This is a genomic window from Rathayibacter sp. PhB179, assembly GCF_004345345.1.
In the GTDB taxonomy this organism is placed as follows: domain Bacteria; phylum Actinomycetota; class Actinomycetes; order Actinomycetales; family Microbacteriaceae; genus Rathayibacter; species Rathayibacter festucae.
Window position 1 is genome coordinate 261,132 of the sequence record NZ_SLVD01000006.1, and the last position, 18,625, is coordinate 279,756.

Consider the following 18,625-nt stretch of genomic DNA (forward strand, 5'->3'; position numbering starts at 1 on the left):
GGCTAGGCGGTCGGGCGGGGCGGTCGGCGGGGCGGGGAGTGTCAAGCGGCTGCTGCGGCGGGGGAGCGGTGCCTAGCCTCGGAGCAGGACGGCGGACGCCGCCCGCGGAGGGACATCATGCGGATCGCGATCGTCGGAGCGACGGGCAACCTGGGCACGGCCCTGCTGAGGCGCCTCCAGCGGGAGGACGCGGTGACGGAGATCGTCGGGATCGCCCGGCGCGAGCCGCGACCCGGAGCGGACGAGTACCGCGACGTGCGCTGGCACGAGGTCGACGTGGCCTCGAGCGACGCGGAGCGGCAGCTGCGGGAGGCGTTCACCGGCGTGGACGCGGTCGTGCACCTGGCCTGGGCGCTGCAGCCGAGCCACGACGAGCCGTTCCAGCGCCTGGTCGACGTCGGCGGGACCGCGGCGGTGCTGGCGGCCGCGGCGGCGAGCGGAGTCGGCCAGGTCGCGGTGGCGTCGTCCGTCGGCGCCTACAGTGCGGCGCCGAAGAGCCTGCGCGTGGACGAGAGCTGGCCGACCGGCGGGCTGCACACCTCGACCTACAGTCGGCACAAGGCGGCGAACGAGCGCGCGATGGACGCCTTCGAGACGGAGCACCCGGAGGTGGTGCTCACCCGGCTGCGGCCGGGGCTGGTGTTCCAGCGCGGGGCGGCGACCGAGATCGCCGGGCTCTTCGCCGGCCCGCGGTACCCGACGCGCTGGCTGCGGGCGGTCCGGCCGCCGGTCCTGCCGCTGCCGCGGACGCTGATCTTCCAGGGCGTGCACGCCGACGACGTCGCGGACGCGTTCTGGCGCGCGCTCGATCGCCGGGCGGGCGGGGCCTTCAACATCGCCGCGGAGCCGGTGCTCACGCCGCAGCGGATCGCGGACGTCGTCGGCGCGCGGCTCGTGACGGTGCCCGCGGGGCTGCTCCGCTCGATCGTCACGGCGACCTGGCGGCTGCGGCTGCAGCGCACCGACGCGGGCTGGCTCGACATCGCGACGAACACGCCGGTCATGTCGACGGAGAAGGCGCGCACCGTCCTCGGCTGGGAGCCGACGACCACCGCCGAGGAGGCGCTGCGCGAGCTCCTCGACGGCCTCGCCGACCGCGCGACGGTCGCGGGCTCCCCGCCGCTGCGCGGCTGACCGCACCGACGCTGTCGCGTCCATGCTGGTCGAGGAGCGCGCAGCGCCCTTCATGCTGGTCGAGTAGCCGCGCAGCGGCGTATCGAGACCCGCCCACCGGATGACGGTGGATCTCGATACGCCCTCTGCGAGGGCTACTCGATCAGCATGCAGAAGGCAGGCGTCCTTACTCCGCGGCGACGCGGATCAGTACCTTGCCCGTCACGCCGCTCTCGACGGCGTCGTGGGCGGCGGCGGTCTCCTCGAGCGGGAACCAGGTCAGCGGCAGGCCGGCCTCCTCGCCGACGGGGAGGGCGCCGTCGCGCAGGGCCGCGGTGATGTCCTCGGCCGCGGCCTGGAGCGGCGCCTCGCCGACCGTGTAGAGCAGCAGGCCCTGCCAGCGGGCGTTCTTGGCGAAGCTCGGCACAATCGGGATGGTGAACTCGTCGCCGTTGTTGTTCGCGTAGTAGCCGATGCTCCCGTGGTTCGCGAGCACCTCGACGTCGAGGGCGGCGTTCTGCGTGGGCGCCACCTCGACGATCTGCTGGACGCCGTCGGGGGCGATCTCAAGGATCTTCGCCGCGAGCTGCTCGTCCGGGTACTGCAGGACGTGCTGCGCACCGGCGGCCGTCGCGAGCATCGCCTTCGCGTCGCTGCTCACGGTGGCGATGACGGTCGCTCCGGCCCAGACCGCGAGCTGGATGGCGGCGTGACCGACCGCGCCCGCGCCGCCCTGCACCAGGACGGTGCGGCCGGCGAGCGCGCCGGGGGAGAGGCGGGCGGGCCCCTCCTCGTGCACGGTGAGGGCGCGGTGCGCGGTCATCGCGGGGACGCCGAGGCTCGCTCCGAGCTCGGCACCGATGCCCTCGGGCAGGCGCACGACGTGCTCGGCGGCGAGGACGGTCGACTCCTGCGCGGAGCCGGTCGGCCGCTGGTGGGCGGCGAGGTAGAACCAGACGTGGTCGCCGACCGCGAATCCCTCGACGCCCTCGCCGACGGCGTCGATCACGCCGGCGCCGTCCTGGTTGGGGACGACCTCGTCGAAGGGCGGCTCGCCGCCGGCGCGCGCCTTCCAGTCGGTCGGATTGACGCCGGAGACGAGGACGCGGACGCGCACCTCGCCGGCGCCCGGCGTGCCGGCCTCCCGGTCGACGAGCGAGAGGACGGAGGAGGAACCGGAGCGGGAGTAGACGATGGATCGCATAGGACCCAGAAGCCCCGCGAGCCGCCCCCTATTCCCGCGCACCCCGCCCCAGACAGCGAGATGCCACTTGTGTACGCGACACGCCGTGAAAGGCGTACACAAGTGGCATCTCGCGGGGAGGGGGAGTTACGAGCGGTCGCTGTCCTGCGTCACGTTCTCCTGCACCGCGTGCTTGGCCTCGCGGGCGGAGTCCTTGACGTCGTCGGCGGCGGATCCACTCGCCTCCTTGACGTTCTGCGCGGCGTCGGTCGCGGTGTCCTTCACCGAGGCGAAGGCCTGCTGCGCCGGCTCGCGCAGCTCGTTCGCGACGTCCTTCGCGGCGCCGGTCACGGAGTCGACGACGGGCTGCGCCTGCTCCTTGACCTTGCCGGCCGCGTCCTTCTCGGCGTCCGAGGCGGGGATGAGCGAGGCGATCAGGAGCCCGGCGCCGAAGGCCATCAGGCCCACCGCGAAGGGGTTGCCGTTCGCCTTGCTCTTCACCGATCCGGCCGTGCCGGAGAGCGAGTCGCCGGCGTCGTGCGCCGAGCCCATCACCCGGTCGCGCACGGAGCCCACGGCCGCCTTGACCTTGTCGGTCTGGCGGTCGACGATCGCGCTCGGGCTGACCTTCTCGGCCAGCGCGTCCACGTCTCCGCCGAGCTCGAGCCGCGTGCGCTCGATGTCGGCCCGGATCTCCTCCGGAGTCTTGCTCTGTCCTGCGTCGTACGTCATCGTCCTGCCCCGTTCGGCTTGAGGGTTTCGGGAATCTGCTTGAGGGTGTCGACCGTCTCGGGGACTCCGTCGACCTGCTTGAGGCTCTTGCGGCCCACGGCGAAGAGGATCGCCGCGACGACGCCCCAGATCACCGCGACGATCACACCCGACCAGCCGTTGCCGACCAGCGTCCCGAGCGCCCACCAGAGGGCGATCGAGAGGAAGAGCACGGCCATCAGCGCCGCGTAGCCCGCGCCGCCGAGGAGCCCGGCGCCCTTGCCGGCCTTGCCGGCCGACTCCTTGATCTCGGCCTTCGCCAGCGCCATCTCCTGGCGGATCAGCGTCGAGAGGTCGCGGGAGACCTCGCCGAGCAGATCGCCCAGGGAGGTCGAGCCCGCGCGCTCTCCGGGCGTCGGCTCGGCGGAGGCGCGATGCGCGCCCAGCGGATCGCTCACGGCCGGGTTCCGTTCGGGAAGGCGTCGTAGCCGGGCGTGATCGGCGTGCTCAGCGGGTCGGCGACCGGCTCGGTCGGCGCGAAATCACCGCGCTCGTCGAACGAGGTCGTCGTGGTCGCGCCACCGGAGTAGTCCGCGGCGGCGGGAGCGGCGAACTCGGGTCCGGAGGTGTCCGCGGTCGCGGCCTTCTCGTCCTTCGCCTCGGCGGTCAGCGCGCGGACGAGGCGTCCGGCGACCAGGCCGGTCGCGGCGGCGATGAGGATGAACGCACCCGGACGGCGGCGCGCGAACGAGCGGACGTCGTCCAGCAGCTCGGAGGGGTCGCGGTTCTCGAGCCACGAGGCGACGCCCTGGACGCGCTCGGCGGCCTGCGAGACGAGCTTCGACGCCGCGTTGTCGTCGCCGCCCTCGCCGTTCGCGAGTGCGGTGAGGTCGTCGCTGAAGGCGCGGGCGCCCTTGGCGGCGTTCTCCTTCTGGGCGTGCGCCTGCTCGGTGAGCTGGGTGCGGCTCTGGTCGAGGAGGTCCTTGACCTGCACCTTCGCCTCCTGGGCGACGTTGGCGGCCTCCTCCTTGCCGGTGGCGAGCACGTCGCCCGCGGCCTGCTTGGCGTCGCCGGCGACGGCGCCGGCCTGCTCCTTCGCAGCGCCCGCGGTCTCGGCGGCCTTCTCCTTGGCGGAGCCGGCGGCGTCCGAGACGCTGCCCGAGGTGCCCCCGCCGACGCTGTGCGCGCCGGAGGTCGTGTCCGTGGTCGTGTCCGACGAGTACGGCTCGGAGGTGAGCGGTGCGTCGTAGGTGCTGTCGGTGCTGTCGTACGAGGGGTCGGCGGCGCGGGCGTTCGCCGCGCCGTCTCCGAACGGAGGTGAAGCGGGATCGATGTTCGACATCGTCTGTCCCTTCCAGGATCGAGAAATGGTGGTCTGCGTGCCGGCGTCGCCAGTCTGGGCAGTGCGCCGCGCACCGAGATAGGGCGTAGCGGACAGAAGGCGTGAGGGCGTACGATCCCGCGCATCCGTGCTCTGACGCCCGGGCGGCGCTTCCTGGACGTCGGCTCCGGATCCGGTGGACCGGCGCGTCAAGCCCTTCTCGTCGGCGAGGAGCGCTGCCTAGCGTCGACGGGGATGGGGGCACGACCGCCCCGTCTCCGCTTCCGGAAAGGCACCCCATGCTCAGCACTCGACCGTCCCGCACCGTGCGCGTCCTCGGCGCGCTCGGCGCCTCCGCCCTGACCATCGGCCTGCTCGCGGGCTGCACCGGTGACGCGCAGACCCCGAACCAGTCCGGGAGCGCCGTGCCCACCAGCGCCGACGACGGCTCGACCCGCACGCCCACGATGGAGCCGACGCAGACCGCGCCGTCGGACACCGCGACGCCCGTCATGTGACCCGGCCGGGAGCGGGCAACCGACGATCGTGGCACCTCGGCGATCGTCCGGGCAAGCCCCTTCCGGCTCCCAGCCGACGAGCAGAAACGGCTCCTACCTTCGGGTGAAAGTTCAGCGCACGACGATCACGAAGGAGGCACCACTATGGGGCTCGATGACAAGATCAAGAACGCCGCTCAGGACATCGCCGGCAAGGCGAAGGAAGCCCTGGGCGACCACAAGAACGACGACAGCCTGAAGGCCGAGGGCCAGAAGGACCAGGCCTCGGCCTCCGCGAAGCAGACCGGCGAGGACATCAAGGACGTCTTCAAGTAGGTCTACCCCGCACCACGACTCAGGCGGCGCCCCCTCGGGGACGCCGCCTTCGTCGTGTCCCGGCGGAGGGATCTCGATACGCCGCGTCCCGCGGCTACTCGATCAGCATGAGCGATCCCTGCTGGTCGAGTAGCGCCGCCAGGCGCGTATCGAGACCCGCCGCCGCCGCTACGGCTGCAGGACGACCTTGATGCAGCCGTCCTCCTTCTTCTGGAACATCTCGTAGAGGCCGGGGGCGTCCTCGAGGGGGGCGCGGTGGGTGACGAGGTCGTTGACGCCCAGCGGGTCGCTCGAGTCCTCGACCAGCGGCAGCAGGTCGTCGATCCAGCGCTTCACGTTGCACTGGCCCATCGTCAGGGTGATCTGCTTGTCGAACATCGACTTCAGCGGCAGCGGGTCCGCCTCGCCGCCGTAGACACCGCTCAGCGAGACCGTGCCGCCGCGGCGCACCAGGTCGAGCGAGGAGACGACCGCGGCGAGCCGGTCGACGCCGACCGTGTCCATCGCCTTCCGCGCGATCGGGTCGGGGAGCAGCCCGGCGACGGTCTGCGCGAACGAGCCCATCGGCGAGCCGTGCGCCTCCATGCCGACCGCGTCGACGACGGAGTCGGGGCCGCGGCCCTCGGTGAGGTCGCGCAGCTGGTCGTTGATGTCGTCCGTGAAGTCGAAGACCTCGATGCCGTGCCGGGCGGCCATCGCGCGGCGCTCGGCGACCGGGTCGACCGCGAGCACGCGGTAGCCCTTGTGCGCGCCGATGCGGGCGGCGAACTGGCCGACCGGGCCGAGGCCGAAGACGACGAGCGAGCCGCCGTCGGGCACGTTCGCGTACTCGACGCCCTGCCAGGCCGTCGGCACGATGTCGCTGAGGAAGAGGTAGTTCTCGTCCGGCAGGACGGTGTCGACGACGACGGTGTTGTAGTCGGCGAGCGGCACGCGGAGGAACTCCGCCTGGCCGCCGGGGACCTGGCCGTACATCTTCGTGTAGCCGAAGAGCGAGGCTCCGGAGCCGTACTCGGTCACCTGGGTGGTCTCGCACTGCGACTGCAGGCCGCGACGGCACATGAAGCACTCGCCGCAGGAGATGTTGAACGGGACGACGACGCGGTCGCCGACCTGGAGCTTCGTGATGCCCGCGCCGACCTCCTCGACGACGCCCATCGGCTCGTGGCCGAGGATGTCGCCCTTGTCGAGGTACGGGCCGAGCAGGCGGTACAGGTGCAGGTCGGAGCCGCAGATGGCGGTCGAGGTGATCCGGACGATGGCGTCCGTCGGCTGCTGGATGCGGGGATCGGGAACGGTCTCGACCGAGACCTTCTCGACGCCCTGCCACGTGAGTGCGCGCATGCTTCCTCCTTCTCCCGGCGATGACGCCGGTGGTTCTCCGGCGTGCGCCGGATGCGTGATTCCAGGCGACACCCGGTGACGCGGAGCCGGGAGGGGGTTGACGGCCGGACCGGGGCGGTTCGGAGGCGATTCCCGGGGCGCTCCCGTCGGCGGCGCCGGCGATGTCGAGAGGACGTGCACCCGACGCTCACCCCGCTCCCGGCCGCGCAGTGGTGTGATGGAGGGATGGATGCTCTCTACACCGCCATCGCCCACGCCTCCGGTGGAGGACGCGACGGCCACGTCCGCACCGAGGACGACCGGCTCGACCTCGACACCCGCCCGCCCCAGGAGCTCGGCGGCTCCGGCGAGGGCACGAACCCGGAGCAGCTCTTCGCCGCCGGCTTCGCGGCCTGCTTCCTCAGCGCGCTGCACGGCTCCGGCAAGGCGCTCTCGATCGACACCACCGACGCGCAGGTGTCGGCGAGCGTCTCGATCGGCAAGAACGACGACGGCGGCTTCGGCCTCGCGGTCGAGCTCGACATCCATGTCCCCAAGGCGAGCTCGGCGGACGCGCACGCCGTCGCCGAGAAGGCGCACACCATGTGCCCGTACTCGAACGCGACCCGCGGCAACGTGGACGTCGTCCTCAACATCGTCGACTGACGCCCCTTCTCCTCGAAGGCCCCTGCCCGGTGACGGGCGGGGGCCTTCGTCGTGCCGCCGCCTTCGGCTCGTGATTCCGGCTCGGGCTCGCGGGAATCGCGGGATTCGACGTGCCGGAAGCGTTTGTGCGTGCCGGGGGTCGGTGGGGTCGAGCTTCGGCTCGCGATTCTGGCTGGGGCTCGTGGAAATCGCGAGATTTCGCGTGCCCGGGGTGTTTCTGCGTGCCGGAGCTTGGCGGGGGTCGAACTCGGGCTCGTGATGACGGGTCGGGCTCGCGGGAACTGCGGCTTTCGGCGTGCCGGAGGTGCCTCCGCGAGCCGGAGGTCTGCCACGGCAGGAGTGCGTCGTGCCCGTCCGTTAGGGTCGGAGGCATGATCGAGGAACCGTCGCGCGAGGGGTCGGACGCCGAGGCGCTGGCCGAGCTCGAGCAGATCCGTCAGAGCATCGACAACATCGACGCGGCACTGATCCACCTGCTCGCCGAGCGCTTCAAGTTCACCCAGAAGGTCGGGCGGCTGAAGGCGGCGCACGGGCTGCCGCCCGCCGACCTCGACCGCGAGTCGCGCCAGATCGCTCGGCTGCGGGCCCTGGCGGAGGACGCGCACCTCGACCCGGCCTTCGCGGAGAAGTTCCTCGGCTTCATCGTCGCCGAGGTCATCCACCACCACGAGCAGATCGCGAGCGGCGCGGCGGACTGACGCTCTCGGCGGGTTCGCTCGGGTGGGTCTCGATACGCCCCTTCGGGGCTACTCGACCAGCATGGGTGCGGGCCTGCGGCGGCTACTCGACCAGCATGGATGGGCGACCGCCCGACATGGTGGGCGGCCGCTCACCGAGCGGCCCCCGCTTCATGCTGATCGAGTAGCCCGCGCAGCGGGCGTATCGAGATCCACCAGCGTCAGGAGTGGAGTCTGCAGACCTGGCCTGCTGGCGACGGCGGGTCTCGATACGCCCCTGCGGGGCTACTCGACCAGCATGGGGGGCGCCAGCGGCGGCTGCTCGACCTGCAGGGGAGGGTGCCCGCCCGGCAGGGTGGGCGGCCGCTCATCGAGCGGGCCTCCTTCCTGCTGATCGAGCAGCGCGCGCATCGAGATCCGGTGGTCAGCGGAAGTCGAGGAGCACCTTGCTGGAGCGCTCGGGGTCGCGGGCGATCTCGAAGGCCTCGAGTGCGCGCGACGCCGGCAGGACGTGCGTCACGACGGCGTCGACCGCCAGGCTCCCGTCCGCCAGCGCCGCCAGCACGTCGCTCATTTCCTCGACGAAGCGGAACGAGCCGACCAGCCGCAGCTCGCGGGTGATCGCTAGCGACAGCAGCGCCGGCTGCTCGCCCGAGGGCAGCAGCCCCACCATGACGACGGTGCCGCCGCGGGCGGCGCCGCGCACCGCCGAGGCGAGCCCGCGCGGGTTGCCCGACGACTCGAAGACGACGTCGGCGGCCACCGCGGCGATCGCCTCGGCGTCGGTCGCCAGGAGCGTGCGGGTCGCTCCGGCGGCGCGCGCGACCGCGAGCGGAGCCTCCGCGAGGTCGACGGCGACGATCTCCCGCGCGCCCGCCCTCTTCAGCACCGCGATGATCAGGGCGCCGATCGGCCCGCTGCCGAGGACGAGCGCTCGCGTCCCGGCGACCTCGCCGGCGCGGGAGACGGCGTGCCAGGCGACCGCCGCGGGCTCGGCCAACGCCGCCCGCCGCAGACTCAGGCCGGCGGGCAGCCGGCGCAGCATCCGCGCGGGGAGGACGGCGTGCTGCGCGAAGGCCCCCTGCGTGTGCGGCAGCCGTGCCGCGCTGCCGAGGTAGGTGCCCTCGGCGGCGAGGTTCGGACGGCCGGGCGGGTGCTCGCCGTGCGCGGTGCCGGGATGGACGGCGACCTCCGCGCCCACCGGCGGTCCGGACCCGTCGGCCGCCGCCTCGACGACCGTGCCGACCACTTCGTGCCCGAGCACCAGCGGCTCGCGCAGGATCGACTCGCCGGCGGCACCGTGCGTCCAGTAGTGCAGATCGGAGCCGCAGACGCCCCCGTAGGCGACCGCGACCACGGCGTCCGAGGCGGCGCGCGCGGGCAGCGGCGCCTCCTCGATCCGGAGGTCGCCGGCGGCGTGCACGACGACCCGGGTCGTGGTGGCGGGGACGGCGGCGGGCGCTGCGCTCATGCTGTTCTGCTCCTGGTGAGGGGGTCGGCGCTCAGACGACGACCGTCATGCCGCCGTCGACGAAGACGACCTGGCCGTTGACGTAGTCGGAGCCGTCGGAGGCCAGCCAGACCGCCGGGCCGACGAGGTCCTCGACGCGACCCCAGCGCGCGGCGGGCGCGCGGCCGAGGATCCAGGCGTTGAAGGCCTCGTCGTCGACGAGTCCCTGCGTCATCTCGGTGTGGATGTAGCCCGGGGCGATCGCGTTGACCTGGATGCCGTGCTGCGCCCACTCCGCGGTCATCGCGCGGGTGAGGTTGCGCACCCCGCCCTTGGCCGCGGTGTAGGCCGCGATGGTGGGACGGGCGAGGTCGGCCTGCACCGAGGCGACGTTGACGATCTTGCCGGCGCTGCGCGGGATCATCCGGCGGGCGGCGGCCCGGCCGACGACGAACGCGCTGGTCAGGTTGGTGCGCAGCACCCGCTCCCAGTCGGCGACCTCGAGGTCGAGAAGGGGTACCCGGTGCTGCACGCCGGCGTTGTTGACGAGAATGCGCAGCGGACCGACGGCCTCCTCGATCCAGGCGACTCCCTCCTCCGCCCGGGCGTCGTCGGTGACGTCGAACGCGCGGGCTCGGATGCGGGGCCGGCCCGACGCGTCGTCGCCGAAGCGCTCCGCGAGCTCGGCGCGCGTCCGCTCGAGGCGCTCGGGGTCGAGGCCGTTGAGCACCACGGTGGCGCCGGCCTCGGCCAGGCCGACGGCGACGGCGCGGCCGATGCCCCGGCTCGAACCGGTGACGAGGGCGATGCGCCCGGTGAGGTCGAAGAGCAAGGGGTCCTCCAGGAGGGGCTCGGCGGGGGAGTGTGCGGGCGTCGGGGCCGTCAGGGTGCCGGCGGAGCGCCCCGCGCAGGACCCGCGACCGTGCGATTGACGAGCTCGCCGAGGCCGGCGACGCCGATCCGCACCTCCTGCCCCGGCTGCACCGGGACCGCCGTGCCCGGCGAGCCGGTCAGCACGACGTCGCCGGGATGCAGCGTCAGGTGCGCGGACAGGTGGACGAGGATCTCGCGGGCCTTCCAGCCGAGCGCCGCCGTCGAGGAGCTCGCGCGGAGGACGCCGTCGACGTGGACGGTGAGGGCGGCGGCGTCGAGGTCGAGGGTCGTCTCGATCCAGGGTCCGAGCGGAGTCCAGCCGTCGCCGTTCTTGCCCTGGAGGAAGAGGCTGTCCGCGGCGATCTGCGCGGGAGCCGTGACGTCGTTCGCGATCGTCGCTCCGAGGACGTGGTCGAGCGCGTTCTCCGCGGTGAGCCGCCGGGCGGTGCGCCCGATCACGAGGGCGAGCTCGCCCTCGGCGTCGATCGGCCCGATGCCCTCGTCGAGCACGATCGCGTCGCCGGGGCCGGCGAGGGTGTGCGCGGTCTTGTGGAAGGCCTGCGGGGGGCGGGACCGGTCGGACGCCGAGGCGTTGTGCGCCATCCCGAGGATCACCCGGGGGAGGACGGGGGCGAGCAGGCGTGCACCGTCGAGCGGCCAGGAGCCGCCGGTCTCGTGCGGTGCCGCGGCGAACGGGTCGTCGATGGCCCGCCACGCGCCGTCGCGCTCGAGGACGGCGACCGGGCCGGAGGACGTGTCCAGGCGGGCGATCCTCATCGGGTGGCCCGTGTCTCGTCGCGCATCCGCAGCCCTCGCTCGCCTCACCGCCCGCGCCGGCGGGATGCCCCGAAGCTATCAGTACTCTGAACCGGGTTCAATCCTGTGAACGCCCATCAAGGGCTCAGTCCGAGGGCTCCGGTCCCAGCCGGGGGCGTCCCAGGGTCCGAGCGGCCTGCCGCAGTGCCTCGACGACGGGGGCGCGGTCCTCCTCCGCGGTCCGCGGGCGCACCAGCGAGACGCCGATGGCGAGGGACAGGTCCGCGCGCTCGGGGGACGGGATCGCGACGGCGAGGCCGACGACGCTGGGGTGCAGCTCGCCGTCGTCGACGGCGTAGCCGCGCTCGCGCGCTCGGTGCACCTTCTCGAGGAGACCGGCGAGGGAGGACGTCGACCGGTCGGTGAAGACGACGAGGTCGCGGTCGTCCGCGAAGCGCGCCTCCAGCTCGGCGTCGGTCAGGCCGGTGAGCAGGGCGGTGCCGACCGCGGTCGCGGAGGCGGGGTAGCGGTCGCCGACGCTCGCCGAGAGGGCGAAGCGCTCCCGCCCCTCGTGCACCGCGAGGTAGAGCACCCGGGTGCCGTCGAGGAGCGCGATCTGCACGAGCCGGCGCGAGAGGACGGGCGAGTCCTCGCAGAGCCGGTAGAACTCGCGCACGGAGTCGAACCCGGCGAGGTAGGAGCTGCCCAGCTCGACCGTCCGGCGTCCGAGCAGGTAGCCCGAGCCGACCCGGCGGACGAGCCGGCCGTCCTCGAGCGCCGCGCACAGGTTCGAGGTCGACGACTTCGCGATCCCCAGCTCGCGGGCGATGTCGGTCAGCGTCCGGGGCTGCCCGCCCGCCTCGGCGAGGTAGTCGAGGATCCGCACCGAGCGCTCGACGGCGGGCGCGCCCGAGCCCTTCTCCGCGTCGGCGGGTCCGTCCGCGCTCGTGCCGGAGCGTGCCATGTCGTCCTCTCGCCGGAGCGGTGTCCGCGGTCTCAGTAGAACTCCACCGTATCGACCCTGTTGATCAGCTCCTCGCCGTCGAGGAAGCGGGTGGCGTTGCGGGCGAAGAGCTCGGCGATCAGGCGGTCCTCGGCCGCGTTCAGCGCGGCGGTGTGCGGGCTGAGCAGCACGCTCGGGTGGCTCCAGAGCGGGCTGTCCTGCGCGAGCGGCTCCTCCGCCACGACGTCGAGGGCGGCGAAGCCGACCCGGCCGTCCTCGAGCGCGGCGAGCAGCGCGTCCTCGTCGATCACGGTGCCGCGGCCGACGCTGACCAGCGTCGCTCCGGGGCGCAGCGCGGCGAAGAAGTCCGCGCCGACGAGCTTCTCGGTCTGCTCCGTGCCGGGAAGGGTGACGACGACGCCGTCGATCCGCCCGGCGACCTCGGCGATCGCCGACGGCGGCACGATCTCGTCCACGTGCTCCACGGAGTCGGCGTGCCGGCTGGTGCCGATCACCCGGGCGCCCAGCGCCGACAGCTTCTGCGCGGTCGCCCGGCCGATGGTGCCCAGCCCGACGATCAGGATCGTCTGCTCCGAGAGCAGGCTCATCGTCCAGCGCGAGCCCCACTCGCGCCGGCCCTGCAGTGCCTGCAGCTTCGGCAGCGTCTTCGCGCCGGCGAGCAGGCCGAACAGGGAGAACTCGGCCAGCGGATCGGAGTGCACGCCCGCCGAGGTGGAGAACGCGACCCGCGCGAGCTGCTCCTCACTCAGGCCGGCCTTCTTCACCTGCGCGCCGCCGCCCGCGGGCATCGTCTGCACCCAGCGCAGCCCCGGGTTCGCGGCGACCGTGCGAGCCAGCGCAGACGGGTCCTCGCCGGGGATCCCGTAGAGCACCTCGGCGGAGTCGACCAGCTCCTCGAACGCCGCCTGCTGCTCCGGAGTCCGCTCGAACGCGGGATCGCCGCCGTGATCGCCCGGGTGCCGCATCGGCGGCAGCAGACTCTGGTCGGCGACGAAGTCGATCCGCGGCTCCAGCTCCACCACCCGTGCGATCAGCTCCTCGCTGATCGGCGTGGCGGCCACGACGCGCAGGCGTCCGGGCACGGGGTCGAGGCGATCGATCACGGGGTGTCCTTCCGCGGACCGAGTGCGGTGCTGCGAGTGGCTCCGCTCGGTTCGGCCCGTGGCCACTGTAGCCGCCTTCCACTCCACTGAACCGCGTTCGGTACGCTGGCCGCATGACCTCGACGGCCTCAGCCTCCTCTCCGACACCCCTGCGAGTCGGCCTCATCGGCCTCGGCAGCATGGGTGCTCCGATGGCGCGTCGCGTGCTCGCCGCGGGCTTCGCGCTGGGCATCACGGCGCGCCCTGTCTCGGCCGATCGCGCCAGGGCCGCGGTCCCGGGGGCGGTGTGGCACGACTCGCCCCGCGCGCTCGCCCTGGCGTCCGACGTGCTCCTGCTGATGGTGCCCGACCTCCCGCAGATCGAGGAGCTGCTGTCCGGGGACGAGAGCGTGCCGGTCGACGGCACCGGCCCCCTGCTCGTCGCGTGCTCCAGCGTCTCGCCGGAGGGGCTGCGCGCCCTCGCCCGGCGGCACCCGCGGCTGCGGCTGATCGACGCGCCCGTCAGCGGCGGGACCGAGGGCGCCGAGGCGGGGACGCTCTCGATCATGGTCGGCGGCGAGGAGGACGACGTCGCCCGCGCGCTCCCCGTGCTCGCCGCCTGCGGGACGTCGCTGCACCTCGGCCCGCTCGGAGCCGGGGAGGTGGCGAAGGCCTGCAACCAGCTGATCGTCGCGGCGACGATGACGGCGATCGCCGAGGCCGCGGTGATCGCGGAGCGCTCGGGCCTCGACCTCGGCGCGCTGCTGGAGCTGCTGCAGGGCGGCTACGCGGGCAGCCGCGTCCTCGAGACCAAGCGGGCCGCGCTGGTCGCGCGCGACTACCGGCCGACCGGGGTCGCCTCCTACATGGTGAAGGACCTCCGCGCGGCCGCCGACGAGGCGGAGGCGACCGGCACCCCGGCGCCCGTGCTGGCGACGGTGGCCGACGTCTTCCGCGAGCTCACCGAGGCCGGCCTCGGCGACCAGGACCTCTCGGTGGTGCACCGCTTCGTCGCCGAGCGTCCCTGATCCACGGCGACGGCGACGGCGGGGTCAGTCCGCCGTCGCCTCGGTGGCGCGGAGGACGCGCATCGTGTTGCGGCCGGCGAGGTCGAGGAGGTCGTCCGGCGACCAGCCGCGCGCCGAGAGCTCGGCGAGCAGGAGCGGATAGCCCGCGACGTCGCCGAGCCCGTCCGGCAGGTCGGCGACGCCGTCGAAGTCGCTGCCGAGGCCGACGTGCGCGACGCCCATCGTGTCGCGGGCGGCCTCGACGTGGTCCGCGACGTGCCCCACGGTGACCCGCGGTGCCGGATGCGCCAGCGCCCAGCGCGAGAACGCCTCCAGGGCCGACGGGTCCTGGGCGGGCATCGCACTCCTGTTCGCGGCGCGGGCCGCGTCGGCCGTCTCCGCCGGTCGCGGAGCGCGCGGCCACGGCAGGGAGGTGTCGATCCCGAGCCGGCCGCGCTCGCCGTCCGCCTCGGCCGACCAGTCGGCGAACTCGCGCGAGAGGAACTGCGCGACGAAAGCGACCTGGAGGACGCCGCCCTGACCGGCGAGCCGGTGGAGGACGTCCTCGCCGACGTTCCGCGGATGCTCGGCGACGGCGGCGACCCCCGAGTGCGAGAAGAGCAGGGGCGCGCGGGCGACGTCCAGCACCGCCCGCTGGGTGCGCTCGGAGGTGTGCGACAGGTCGATGACGACGCCCAGGCGCTCGAGCTCGCCGACGATCGCGACACCGTCCGCGGTCAGCCCGCCGGCGCGGGCGGTGTCGGTGGCGGAGTCCGCCCAGTCGAGCGAGGTGGTGTGCGTGAGCGAGAACAGGCGCACGCCGAGCCGGGCCAGCATCCGGAGCACTCCCAGCGACCCCGCGATCGACTGCCCGCCCTCGACGCCCAGGAAGGAGGCGATCCGGCCCTGGGCGATCGCGTGCTCGGCCTCGTCGGCCGTGCGGACGATCGCCAGGTCGCGGGGGTGGGCCGCCGCGAACCGGTGGGCGGCGTCGATCTGCTCCAGGGTGCCGACCACGGCCTCCGCCTCCGGCTGCCGCGACGAGGCGAACACCGACCAGACCTGGGCCGTGACCGCGCCGGCGCGCAGCCGCGGGAGGTCGGTGTGGAAGGAGGGGCGGGCGCCGTCGAAGCCGCCGACGGCGTAGCCCTCCCATCGGCGGAGGCCGCAGAGCAGGTCGTTGTGAGTGTCGATCAGCACGCGGCCCTCGAGGAGCCGCCGGATCTGCGCCGGGGAGAGCGGAGCGTCCGTCACTCCGACGGCCCGTCCGGCAGGGGGCCCCTGCCGCGCCAGCGGGAGAAGACGAGTGTCGTGTAGGTGTCGGCGACGACCGGATCCGAGGTGACGCAGTCGAGGACGAAGTCGCTGAGGTCGTCGGGGCTGCTCGCGACGACCTCGATCAGGTAGTCGTCCTCGCCGGCGACGAGCCAGAGGTTCACGACCTGCGGGAGCTGGGCCATGGCCGCGGCGAACCGGGCGTTCTCCGCCCGCGAGTGCTCCTTGAGCTGCACGCGGAGGATGGCGCGGATCCCCTTGCCGAGGAGCCGGGCGTCCACCTCGGCGTGGAAGCCCGAGATGACGCCGCTCTCGATCAGTGCGCGCACCCGGGCCAGCGAGGAGGACGGCGCGAGGCCGACCTTGTCGGCGAGGTCCTTGTTCGGGATGCGGCCGTCCGTGACCAGCACATCGATGATCGCGCGGTCGATGTCGTCGAGTCGGACGGACCTAATAATGTTCGGCAAGTGGGGCGCCTTTCCCGGTCGCGGTGCGGTTCCGTGCAGAGTGTGGAGCTTTAGCAGCACAGGATACAGAGTGTTTGCCTCCAAGTGCATGAGAGTGCAGACTTTCGGGGTATCGACCGAATGTGGTGCAGCACCTCCCCACCGGCACCGCGTCCTCCGCACCCCCCCCACCCGACTCAGCCGAGTCCTCCGATGCATCTCCCGAAAGGGCACCTCCTCCCATGAAAAAGCTCTCGAAGCTCCTGACCGCCGCGGTCGCCCTGACCGCGGCCGTCGGTCTGCTCTCCGCCTGCAGCACCGATCCGGCGACCAGCGCCTCCGGCGGCGCCTCGTCGCACGTGCTGACCGTCGGCAAGCTCCTCCCCCTCCAGGCCGTCGATCCGCACAAGGTGAACGACGGCATGTCGAACGAGGTCCTCACGGCCGTGTTCGACGGGCTCTACACGCTCGACGCGGACGGCGAGATCGACCCGCTGATGGCCGAGAGCTTCGAGAAGTCGGAGGACGGGCTCACCTACACGTTCACCATCCGCGACGCGACCTGGAGCAACGGGACGCCGGTCACCGCGCAGGACTTCGAGTTCTCCTGGAAGCGCCTGGTGAACCCCGCCACCGCCGCACCGAACAGCAACGAGGCGGTGGCCGCGGGCATCAAGAACGCCAACGAGATCGTCAACCAGGGCATGGACTACGACCAGCTCGGCGTCACGGCGCTCGACGACAAGACCCTGCAGGTCGAGCTCGCCGCCGACGTGCCCTACTTCCAGGCGCTGCTCGTGCGCCCCGCCTTCCTGCCGGTCAACGAGGCCTACCTCGCCGAGGTCGGCGACAAGTACGGCCAGACGCCGGAGACCACCATCTACAACGGCCCGTTCACCTGGGACTCGTGGGACTTCGCCAACAACTTCTCGGTCGCGAAGAACGCCGACTACTGGAACGCGGACGGCATCGACCTGGACGAGATCAAGTGGCAGGTCGTGAAGGACTCGCAGACCGCGGCCCTGCTGCAGGAGAGCGGCGACCTCGACTTCACCGAGATCTCCGGGAGCCTCATCGACCGCTACGCGGACTCCGCCGAGCTGACCACCGCGCTCGAGGTGCACATGTGGTACATGTACCCGAACCTCGACAATCCGGCCCTCGCGAACAAGGACGTCCGCACCGCTCTGGCCACCTCGTTCGACAAGGACGCGCTGGCGAACAGCGTGCTCAAGAACGGCGCGGAGCCGGCCGACTACTTCGTCGGCAAGAACCTGGCGATCGGGCCCGACGGCGAGCAGTTCCGCGACACCGGCGACACCTACCTTCCCTACGACGTCGACGCAGCACAGGCCGCATGGACCTCGGGCCTGGCCGCCCTCGGCACCGACTCCGTGACGCTGCGCCTGTCCTACTGGGACGACGAGGCCTCGATCGCGCAGGCCGAGTTCATCGCCTCGCAGTGGGAGGCGAACCTCCCCGGCCTCTCGATCGAGCTGACGAGCCAGCCCAAGGCCACGGCCAACGAGCAGGCCACCGCCGGCGACTTCGACCTCTACCTGTTCCGCTGGGGCCCCGACTACAAGGACCCGATGGCGTTCCTCGAGCTGCTCTCCTCGACGTCGATCCGCGACTTCGGCGGCTACGCGAACCCCGAGTACGACTCGATCATCGCCGCGGCCCGCACGGCCGACATGCTCAGCCAGCCGCAGGCGCGCTGGGACAGCCTGCACCAGGCGGAGGACGTCCTTCTCGGGGACGTGGCCGTGCTCCCGACCGTGCAGAACGGCATCGCGATGCTGATCAACCCCGACGTGCACGGCATGGAGGTCAGGAACGTCAGCCTGACCTGGAACTACCGCATCGTCACGAAGGACGACTGATGACCGCCCGACGAGAGGACAGCGCACGATGACCGCGAAGAGGACCCTGCTCGAGCTGATGCAGTCGGGGAGCGTGCTGGCCCCCTGCGTCTTCGACTGCTCGTCGGCGCGCGCGGTCGAGCTGGCCGGCTTCGAGGCCATGCTGCTCAGCGGGTCGGAGGTGTCGATGTCGATGAAGGGCATCCCCGACCTCGGCCTGCTCTCCCTCGAGGAGCTGCTCTGGGCCGTCGAGCGGATCGTCGACATGTCGCCGCTGCCGCTGGCGGTCGACATCGAGGACGGCTTCGGCGCCAGCCCGCTCCAGGTCTACGAGACCTGCCGCCGGGTCGCCAAGGCCGGCGCGATGGCCGTGCTGATGGAGGACGAGTTCGAGCCCGGCTACGCCCGGGACGTCTCGACCGACAACCTGATCCCGCGGGAGGAGTACTACGCGAAGGTCCGCGCGGCGGTGAAGGCCGTCGATGGCACGGACTGCATGGTGATCGCCCGCAGCAACTACGGCAGTGCGAACCTGGAGGAGGGCATCCAGCGGATGATCGACTGCGTGGCCCTGGGGGCGCACGCGACGGTCGTGGTCAACGTGACGACGCTGGAGGATGCCGCCGAGGTCGCCCGGCGCGTGCCGGGGCTCAAGATGTTCGCCGACATCAACGCCAAGCGCGGACTCCAGCAGATGTCGTTCGCGCAGCTGGCGGAGCTCGGATTCCAGCTCGTGACGATGCACTTCACCATGAAGGCGGCGATGGCCGGCATGATCGAGGCCGGCCGGGCGAACCTCGAGGAGATGGGCAACACGTACTCGAACGAGCTGATGCCGGACGAGTACCCGGGGCACAGCGGGATGGCGTTCTTCGCCGCCCAGGAGCTCCTGGATCTCGAGTCCGAGTTCTCGGGCCGCGCGCAGTCGTTCAACGACCCGCGCACGGTGCACGCCGCTCCTCCGAGCTGACACCGTCCACCGCCGGAAGGGCCGTCTCCGCGCTGAGCGCGGGGGCGGCCCTTCCTGTCGTCCGCCGGCGGTCCGCGACCGCCGAATCCTGTGCGGCGGCGGCTGTCCTTCGC

At 72.6% G+C, this 18,625-nt stretch carries 20 protein-coding genes; 8 read left to right on the forward strand and 12 right to left on the reverse strand.

Annotation, left to right across the window (positions count from 1 at the left end):
- Window positions 1-117: 117 nt before the first annotated feature.
- Window positions 118-1,134, forward strand: a complete 1,017-nt coding sequence (locus tag EDF43_RS14165; RefSeq protein WP_123736264.1) for an NAD-dependent epimerase/dehydratase family protein — start codon at window positions 118-120, stop codon at window positions 1,132-1,134.
- A 166-nt stretch (window positions 1,135-1,300) separates the two neighbouring features.
- Here EDF43_RS14165 and EDF43_RS14170 read toward each other — a convergent pair whose 3' ends face one another.
- The 4 genes from EDF43_RS14170 to EDF43_RS21905 all read right to left on the reverse strand — a co-directional run bounded on the left by EDF43_RS14170 (window position 1,301) and on the right by EDF43_RS21905 (window position 4,349).
- Window positions 1,301-2,317, reverse strand: coding sequence for an NADPH:quinone reductase (locus EDF43_RS14170; protein ID WP_132437409.1), 1,017 nt, complete (start codon window positions 2,315-2,317; stop codon window positions 1,301-1,303).
- A 126-nt stretch (window positions 2,318-2,443) separates the two neighbouring features.
- A complete protein-coding gene (locus EDF43_RS14175) occupies window positions 2,444-3,028 on the reverse strand; it encodes a DUF3618 domain-containing protein (protein WP_132437410.1) in 585 nt (194 codons plus the stop codon).
- Window positions 3,025-3,453 (reverse strand): phage holin family protein, encoded by a 429-nt coding sequence (locus EDF43_RS14180; protein WP_123447524.1) that lies wholly within the window; start codon window positions 3,451-3,453, stop codon window positions 3,025-3,027. The genes EDF43_RS14175 and EDF43_RS14180 overlap by 4 nt, the downstream gene beginning before the upstream one ends.
- An 8-nt stretch (window positions 3,454-3,461) precedes the next feature.
- Window positions 3,462-4,349, reverse strand: coding sequence for a hypothetical protein (locus tag EDF43_RS21905; RefSeq protein ID WP_165909123.1), 888 nt, complete (start codon window positions 4,347-4,349; stop codon window positions 3,462-3,464).
- A 278-nt stretch (window positions 4,350-4,627) separates the two neighbouring features.
- Here EDF43_RS21905 and EDF43_RS14190 point away from each other — a divergent pair, with 278 nt between their 5' ends.
- Window positions 4,628-4,846 (forward strand): hypothetical protein, encoded by a 219-nt coding sequence (locus tag EDF43_RS14190; protein WP_123447108.1) that lies wholly within the window; start codon window positions 4,628-4,630, stop codon window positions 4,844-4,846.
- A 144-nt stretch (window positions 4,847-4,990) separates the two neighbouring features.
- Window positions 4,991-5,161, forward strand: a complete 171-nt coding sequence (locus EDF43_RS14195; protein ID WP_123447107.1) for a CsbD family protein — start codon at window positions 4,991-4,993, stop codon at window positions 5,159-5,161.
- A 168-nt stretch (window positions 5,162-5,329) separates the two neighbouring features.
- On the opposite strand, the gene EDF43_RS14200 is transcribed toward EDF43_RS14195, so the two are convergent.
- Window positions 5,330-6,505, reverse strand: coding sequence for a zinc-dependent alcohol dehydrogenase (locus tag EDF43_RS14200; RefSeq protein WP_132437411.1), 1,176 nt, complete (start codon window positions 6,503-6,505; stop codon window positions 5,330-5,332).
- A 225-nt stretch (window positions 6,506-6,730) separates the two neighbouring features.
- Here EDF43_RS14200 and EDF43_RS14205 point away from each other — a divergent pair, with 225 nt between their 5' ends.
- Window positions 6,731-7,150, forward strand: coding sequence for an organic hydroperoxide resistance protein (locus tag EDF43_RS14205; protein WP_132437412.1), 420 nt, complete (start codon window positions 6,731-6,733; stop codon window positions 7,148-7,150).
- A 371-nt stretch (window positions 7,151-7,521) separates the two neighbouring features.
- Window positions 7,522-7,848, forward strand: coding sequence for a chorismate mutase (locus EDF43_RS14210; protein ID WP_132437413.1), 327 nt, complete (start codon window positions 7,522-7,524; stop codon window positions 7,846-7,848).
- Between the two features lie 403 nt (window positions 7,849-8,251).
- Here the strand turns inward: EDF43_RS14210 and EDF43_RS14215 are convergent, their stop codons facing one another.
- The 5 genes from EDF43_RS14215 to EDF43_RS14235 all read right to left on the reverse strand — a co-directional run bounded on the left by EDF43_RS14215 (window position 8,252) and on the right by EDF43_RS14235 (window position 12,973).
- Window positions 8,252-9,298, reverse strand: a complete 1,047-nt coding sequence (locus EDF43_RS14215) for a zinc-binding dehydrogenase (RefSeq protein WP_127887820.1) — start codon at window positions 9,296-9,298, stop codon at window positions 8,252-8,254.
- A gap of 31 nt (window positions 9,299-9,329) precedes the next feature.
- On the reverse strand, window positions 9,330-10,109 hold the full coding sequence (locus EDF43_RS14220; protein ID WP_132437414.1) for an SDR family oxidoreductase: 780 nt from the start codon (window positions 10,107-10,109) through the stop codon (window positions 9,330-9,332).
- Window positions 10,110-10,159: 50 nt separating this feature from the next.
- A complete protein-coding gene (locus EDF43_RS14225) occupies window positions 10,160-10,927 on the reverse strand; it encodes a fumarylacetoacetate hydrolase family protein (protein ID WP_132437415.1) in 768 nt (255 codons plus the stop codon).
- 124 nt (window positions 10,928-11,051) lie between these two features.
- The gene (locus tag EDF43_RS14230) at window positions 11,052-11,870 is read right to left on the reverse strand and encodes an IclR family transcriptional regulator (protein WP_132437416.1); all 819 of its coding nucleotides are present in this window, start codon (window positions 11,868-11,870) and stop codon (window positions 11,052-11,054) included.
- Between the two features lie 32 nt (window positions 11,871-11,902).
- The gene (locus EDF43_RS14235) at window positions 11,903-12,973 is read right to left on the reverse strand and encodes a D-2-hydroxyacid dehydrogenase (protein ID WP_243646320.1); all 1,071 of its coding nucleotides are present in this window, start codon (window positions 12,971-12,973) and stop codon (window positions 11,903-11,905) included.
- Between the two features lie 113 nt (window positions 12,974-13,086).
- On the opposite strand from EDF43_RS14235, the gene EDF43_RS14240 reads away from it, so the two are divergent.
- Window positions 13,087-13,980, forward strand: coding sequence for an NAD(P)-dependent oxidoreductase (locus EDF43_RS14240; RefSeq protein ID WP_132437417.1), 894 nt, complete (start codon window positions 13,087-13,089; stop codon window positions 13,978-13,980).
- Between the two features lie 24 nt (window positions 13,981-14,004).
- Here the strand turns inward: EDF43_RS14240 and EDF43_RS14245 are convergent, their stop codons facing one another.
- Together EDF43_RS14245 and EDF43_RS14250 are read right to left on the reverse strand one after the other, a co-directional pair.
- A complete protein-coding gene (locus EDF43_RS14245; protein WP_132437418.1) occupies window positions 14,005-15,213 on the reverse strand; it encodes a dipeptidase in 1,209 nt (402 codons plus the stop codon).
- Entirely contained in the window at window positions 15,210-15,701 is a 492-nt protein-coding gene (locus EDF43_RS14250) for an Lrp/AsnC family transcriptional regulator (RefSeq protein WP_207901756.1), read from the reverse strand. The genes EDF43_RS14245 and EDF43_RS14250 overlap by 4 nt, the downstream gene beginning before the upstream one ends.
- Window positions 15,702-15,922: 221 nt before the next feature.
- Between EDF43_RS14250 and EDF43_RS14255 the strand changes: the two genes are divergently transcribed.
- Together EDF43_RS14255 and EDF43_RS14260 are read left to right on the forward strand one after the other, a co-directional pair.
- Window positions 15,923-17,563 carry a peptide ABC transporter substrate-binding protein gene (locus EDF43_RS14255; RefSeq protein WP_132437419.1) on the forward strand — a complete coding sequence of 547 codons (1,641 nt, stop codon included), beginning with the start codon at window positions 15,923-15,925 and terminating at the stop codon, window positions 17,561-17,563.
- 28 nt (window positions 17,564-17,591) lie between these two features.
- The gene (locus tag EDF43_RS14260) at window positions 17,592-18,512 is read left to right on the forward strand and encodes an isocitrate lyase/PEP mutase family protein (RefSeq protein WP_132437420.1); all 921 of its coding nucleotides are present in this window, start codon (window positions 17,592-17,594) and stop codon (window positions 18,510-18,512) included.
- Window positions 18,513-18,625: the final 113 nt, after the last annotated feature.

Coding starts and splice junctions, on each gene's coding strand:
- EDF43_RS14205 (WP_132437412.1), top strand. CDS start 6,731: ATGGATGCTCTCTACACCGCCATCGCCCACGCCTCCGGTGGAGGACGC.
- EDF43_RS14165 (WP_123736264.1), top strand. CDS start 118: ATGCGGATCGCGATCGTCGGAGCGACGGGCAACCTGGGCACGGCCCTG.
- EDF43_RS21905 (WP_165909123.1), bottom strand. CDS start 4,349: ATGTCGAACATCGATCCCGCTTCACCTCCGTTCGGAGACGGCGCGGCG.
- EDF43_RS14215 (WP_127887820.1), bottom strand. CDS start 9,298: ATGAGCGCAGCGCCCGCCGCCGTCCCCGCCACCACGACCCGGGTCGTC.
- EDF43_RS14190 (WP_123447108.1), top strand. CDS start 4,628: ATGCTCAGCACTCGACCGTCCCGCACCGTGCGCGTCCTCGGCGCGCTC.
- EDF43_RS14240 (WP_132437417.1), top strand. CDS start 13,087: ATGACCTCGACGGCCTCAGCCTCCTCTCCGACACCCCTGCGAGTCGGC.
- EDF43_RS14260 (WP_132437420.1), top strand. CDS start 17,592: ATGACCGCGAAGAGGACCCTGCTCGAGCTGATGCAGTCGGGGAGCGTG.
- EDF43_RS14175 (WP_132437410.1), bottom strand. CDS start 3,028: ATGACGTACGACGCAGGACAGAGCAAGACTCCGGAGGAGATCCGGGCC.
- EDF43_RS14195 (WP_123447107.1), top strand. CDS start 4,991: ATGGGGCTCGATGACAAGATCAAGAACGCCGCTCAGGACATCGCCGGC.
- EDF43_RS14170 (WP_132437409.1), bottom strand. CDS start 2,317: ATGCGATCCATCGTCTACTCCCGCTCCGGTTCCTCCTCCGTCCTCTCG.
- EDF43_RS14255 (WP_132437419.1), top strand. CDS start 15,923: ATGAAAAAGCTCTCGAAGCTCCTGACCGCCGCGGTCGCCCTGACCGCG.
- EDF43_RS14230 (WP_132437416.1), bottom strand. CDS start 11,870: ATGGCACGCTCCGGCACGAGCGCGGACGGACCCGCCGACGCGGAGAAG.
- EDF43_RS14200 (WP_132437411.1), bottom strand. CDS start 6,505: ATGCGCGCACTCACGTGGCAGGGCGTCGAGAAGGTCTCGGTCGAGACC.
- EDF43_RS14225 (WP_132437415.1), bottom strand. CDS start 10,927: ATGAGGATCGCCCGCCTGGACACGTCCTCCGGCCCGGTCGCCGTCCTC.
- EDF43_RS14210 (WP_132437413.1), top strand. CDS start 7,522: ATGATCGAGGAACCGTCGCGCGAGGGGTCGGACGCCGAGGCGCTGGCC.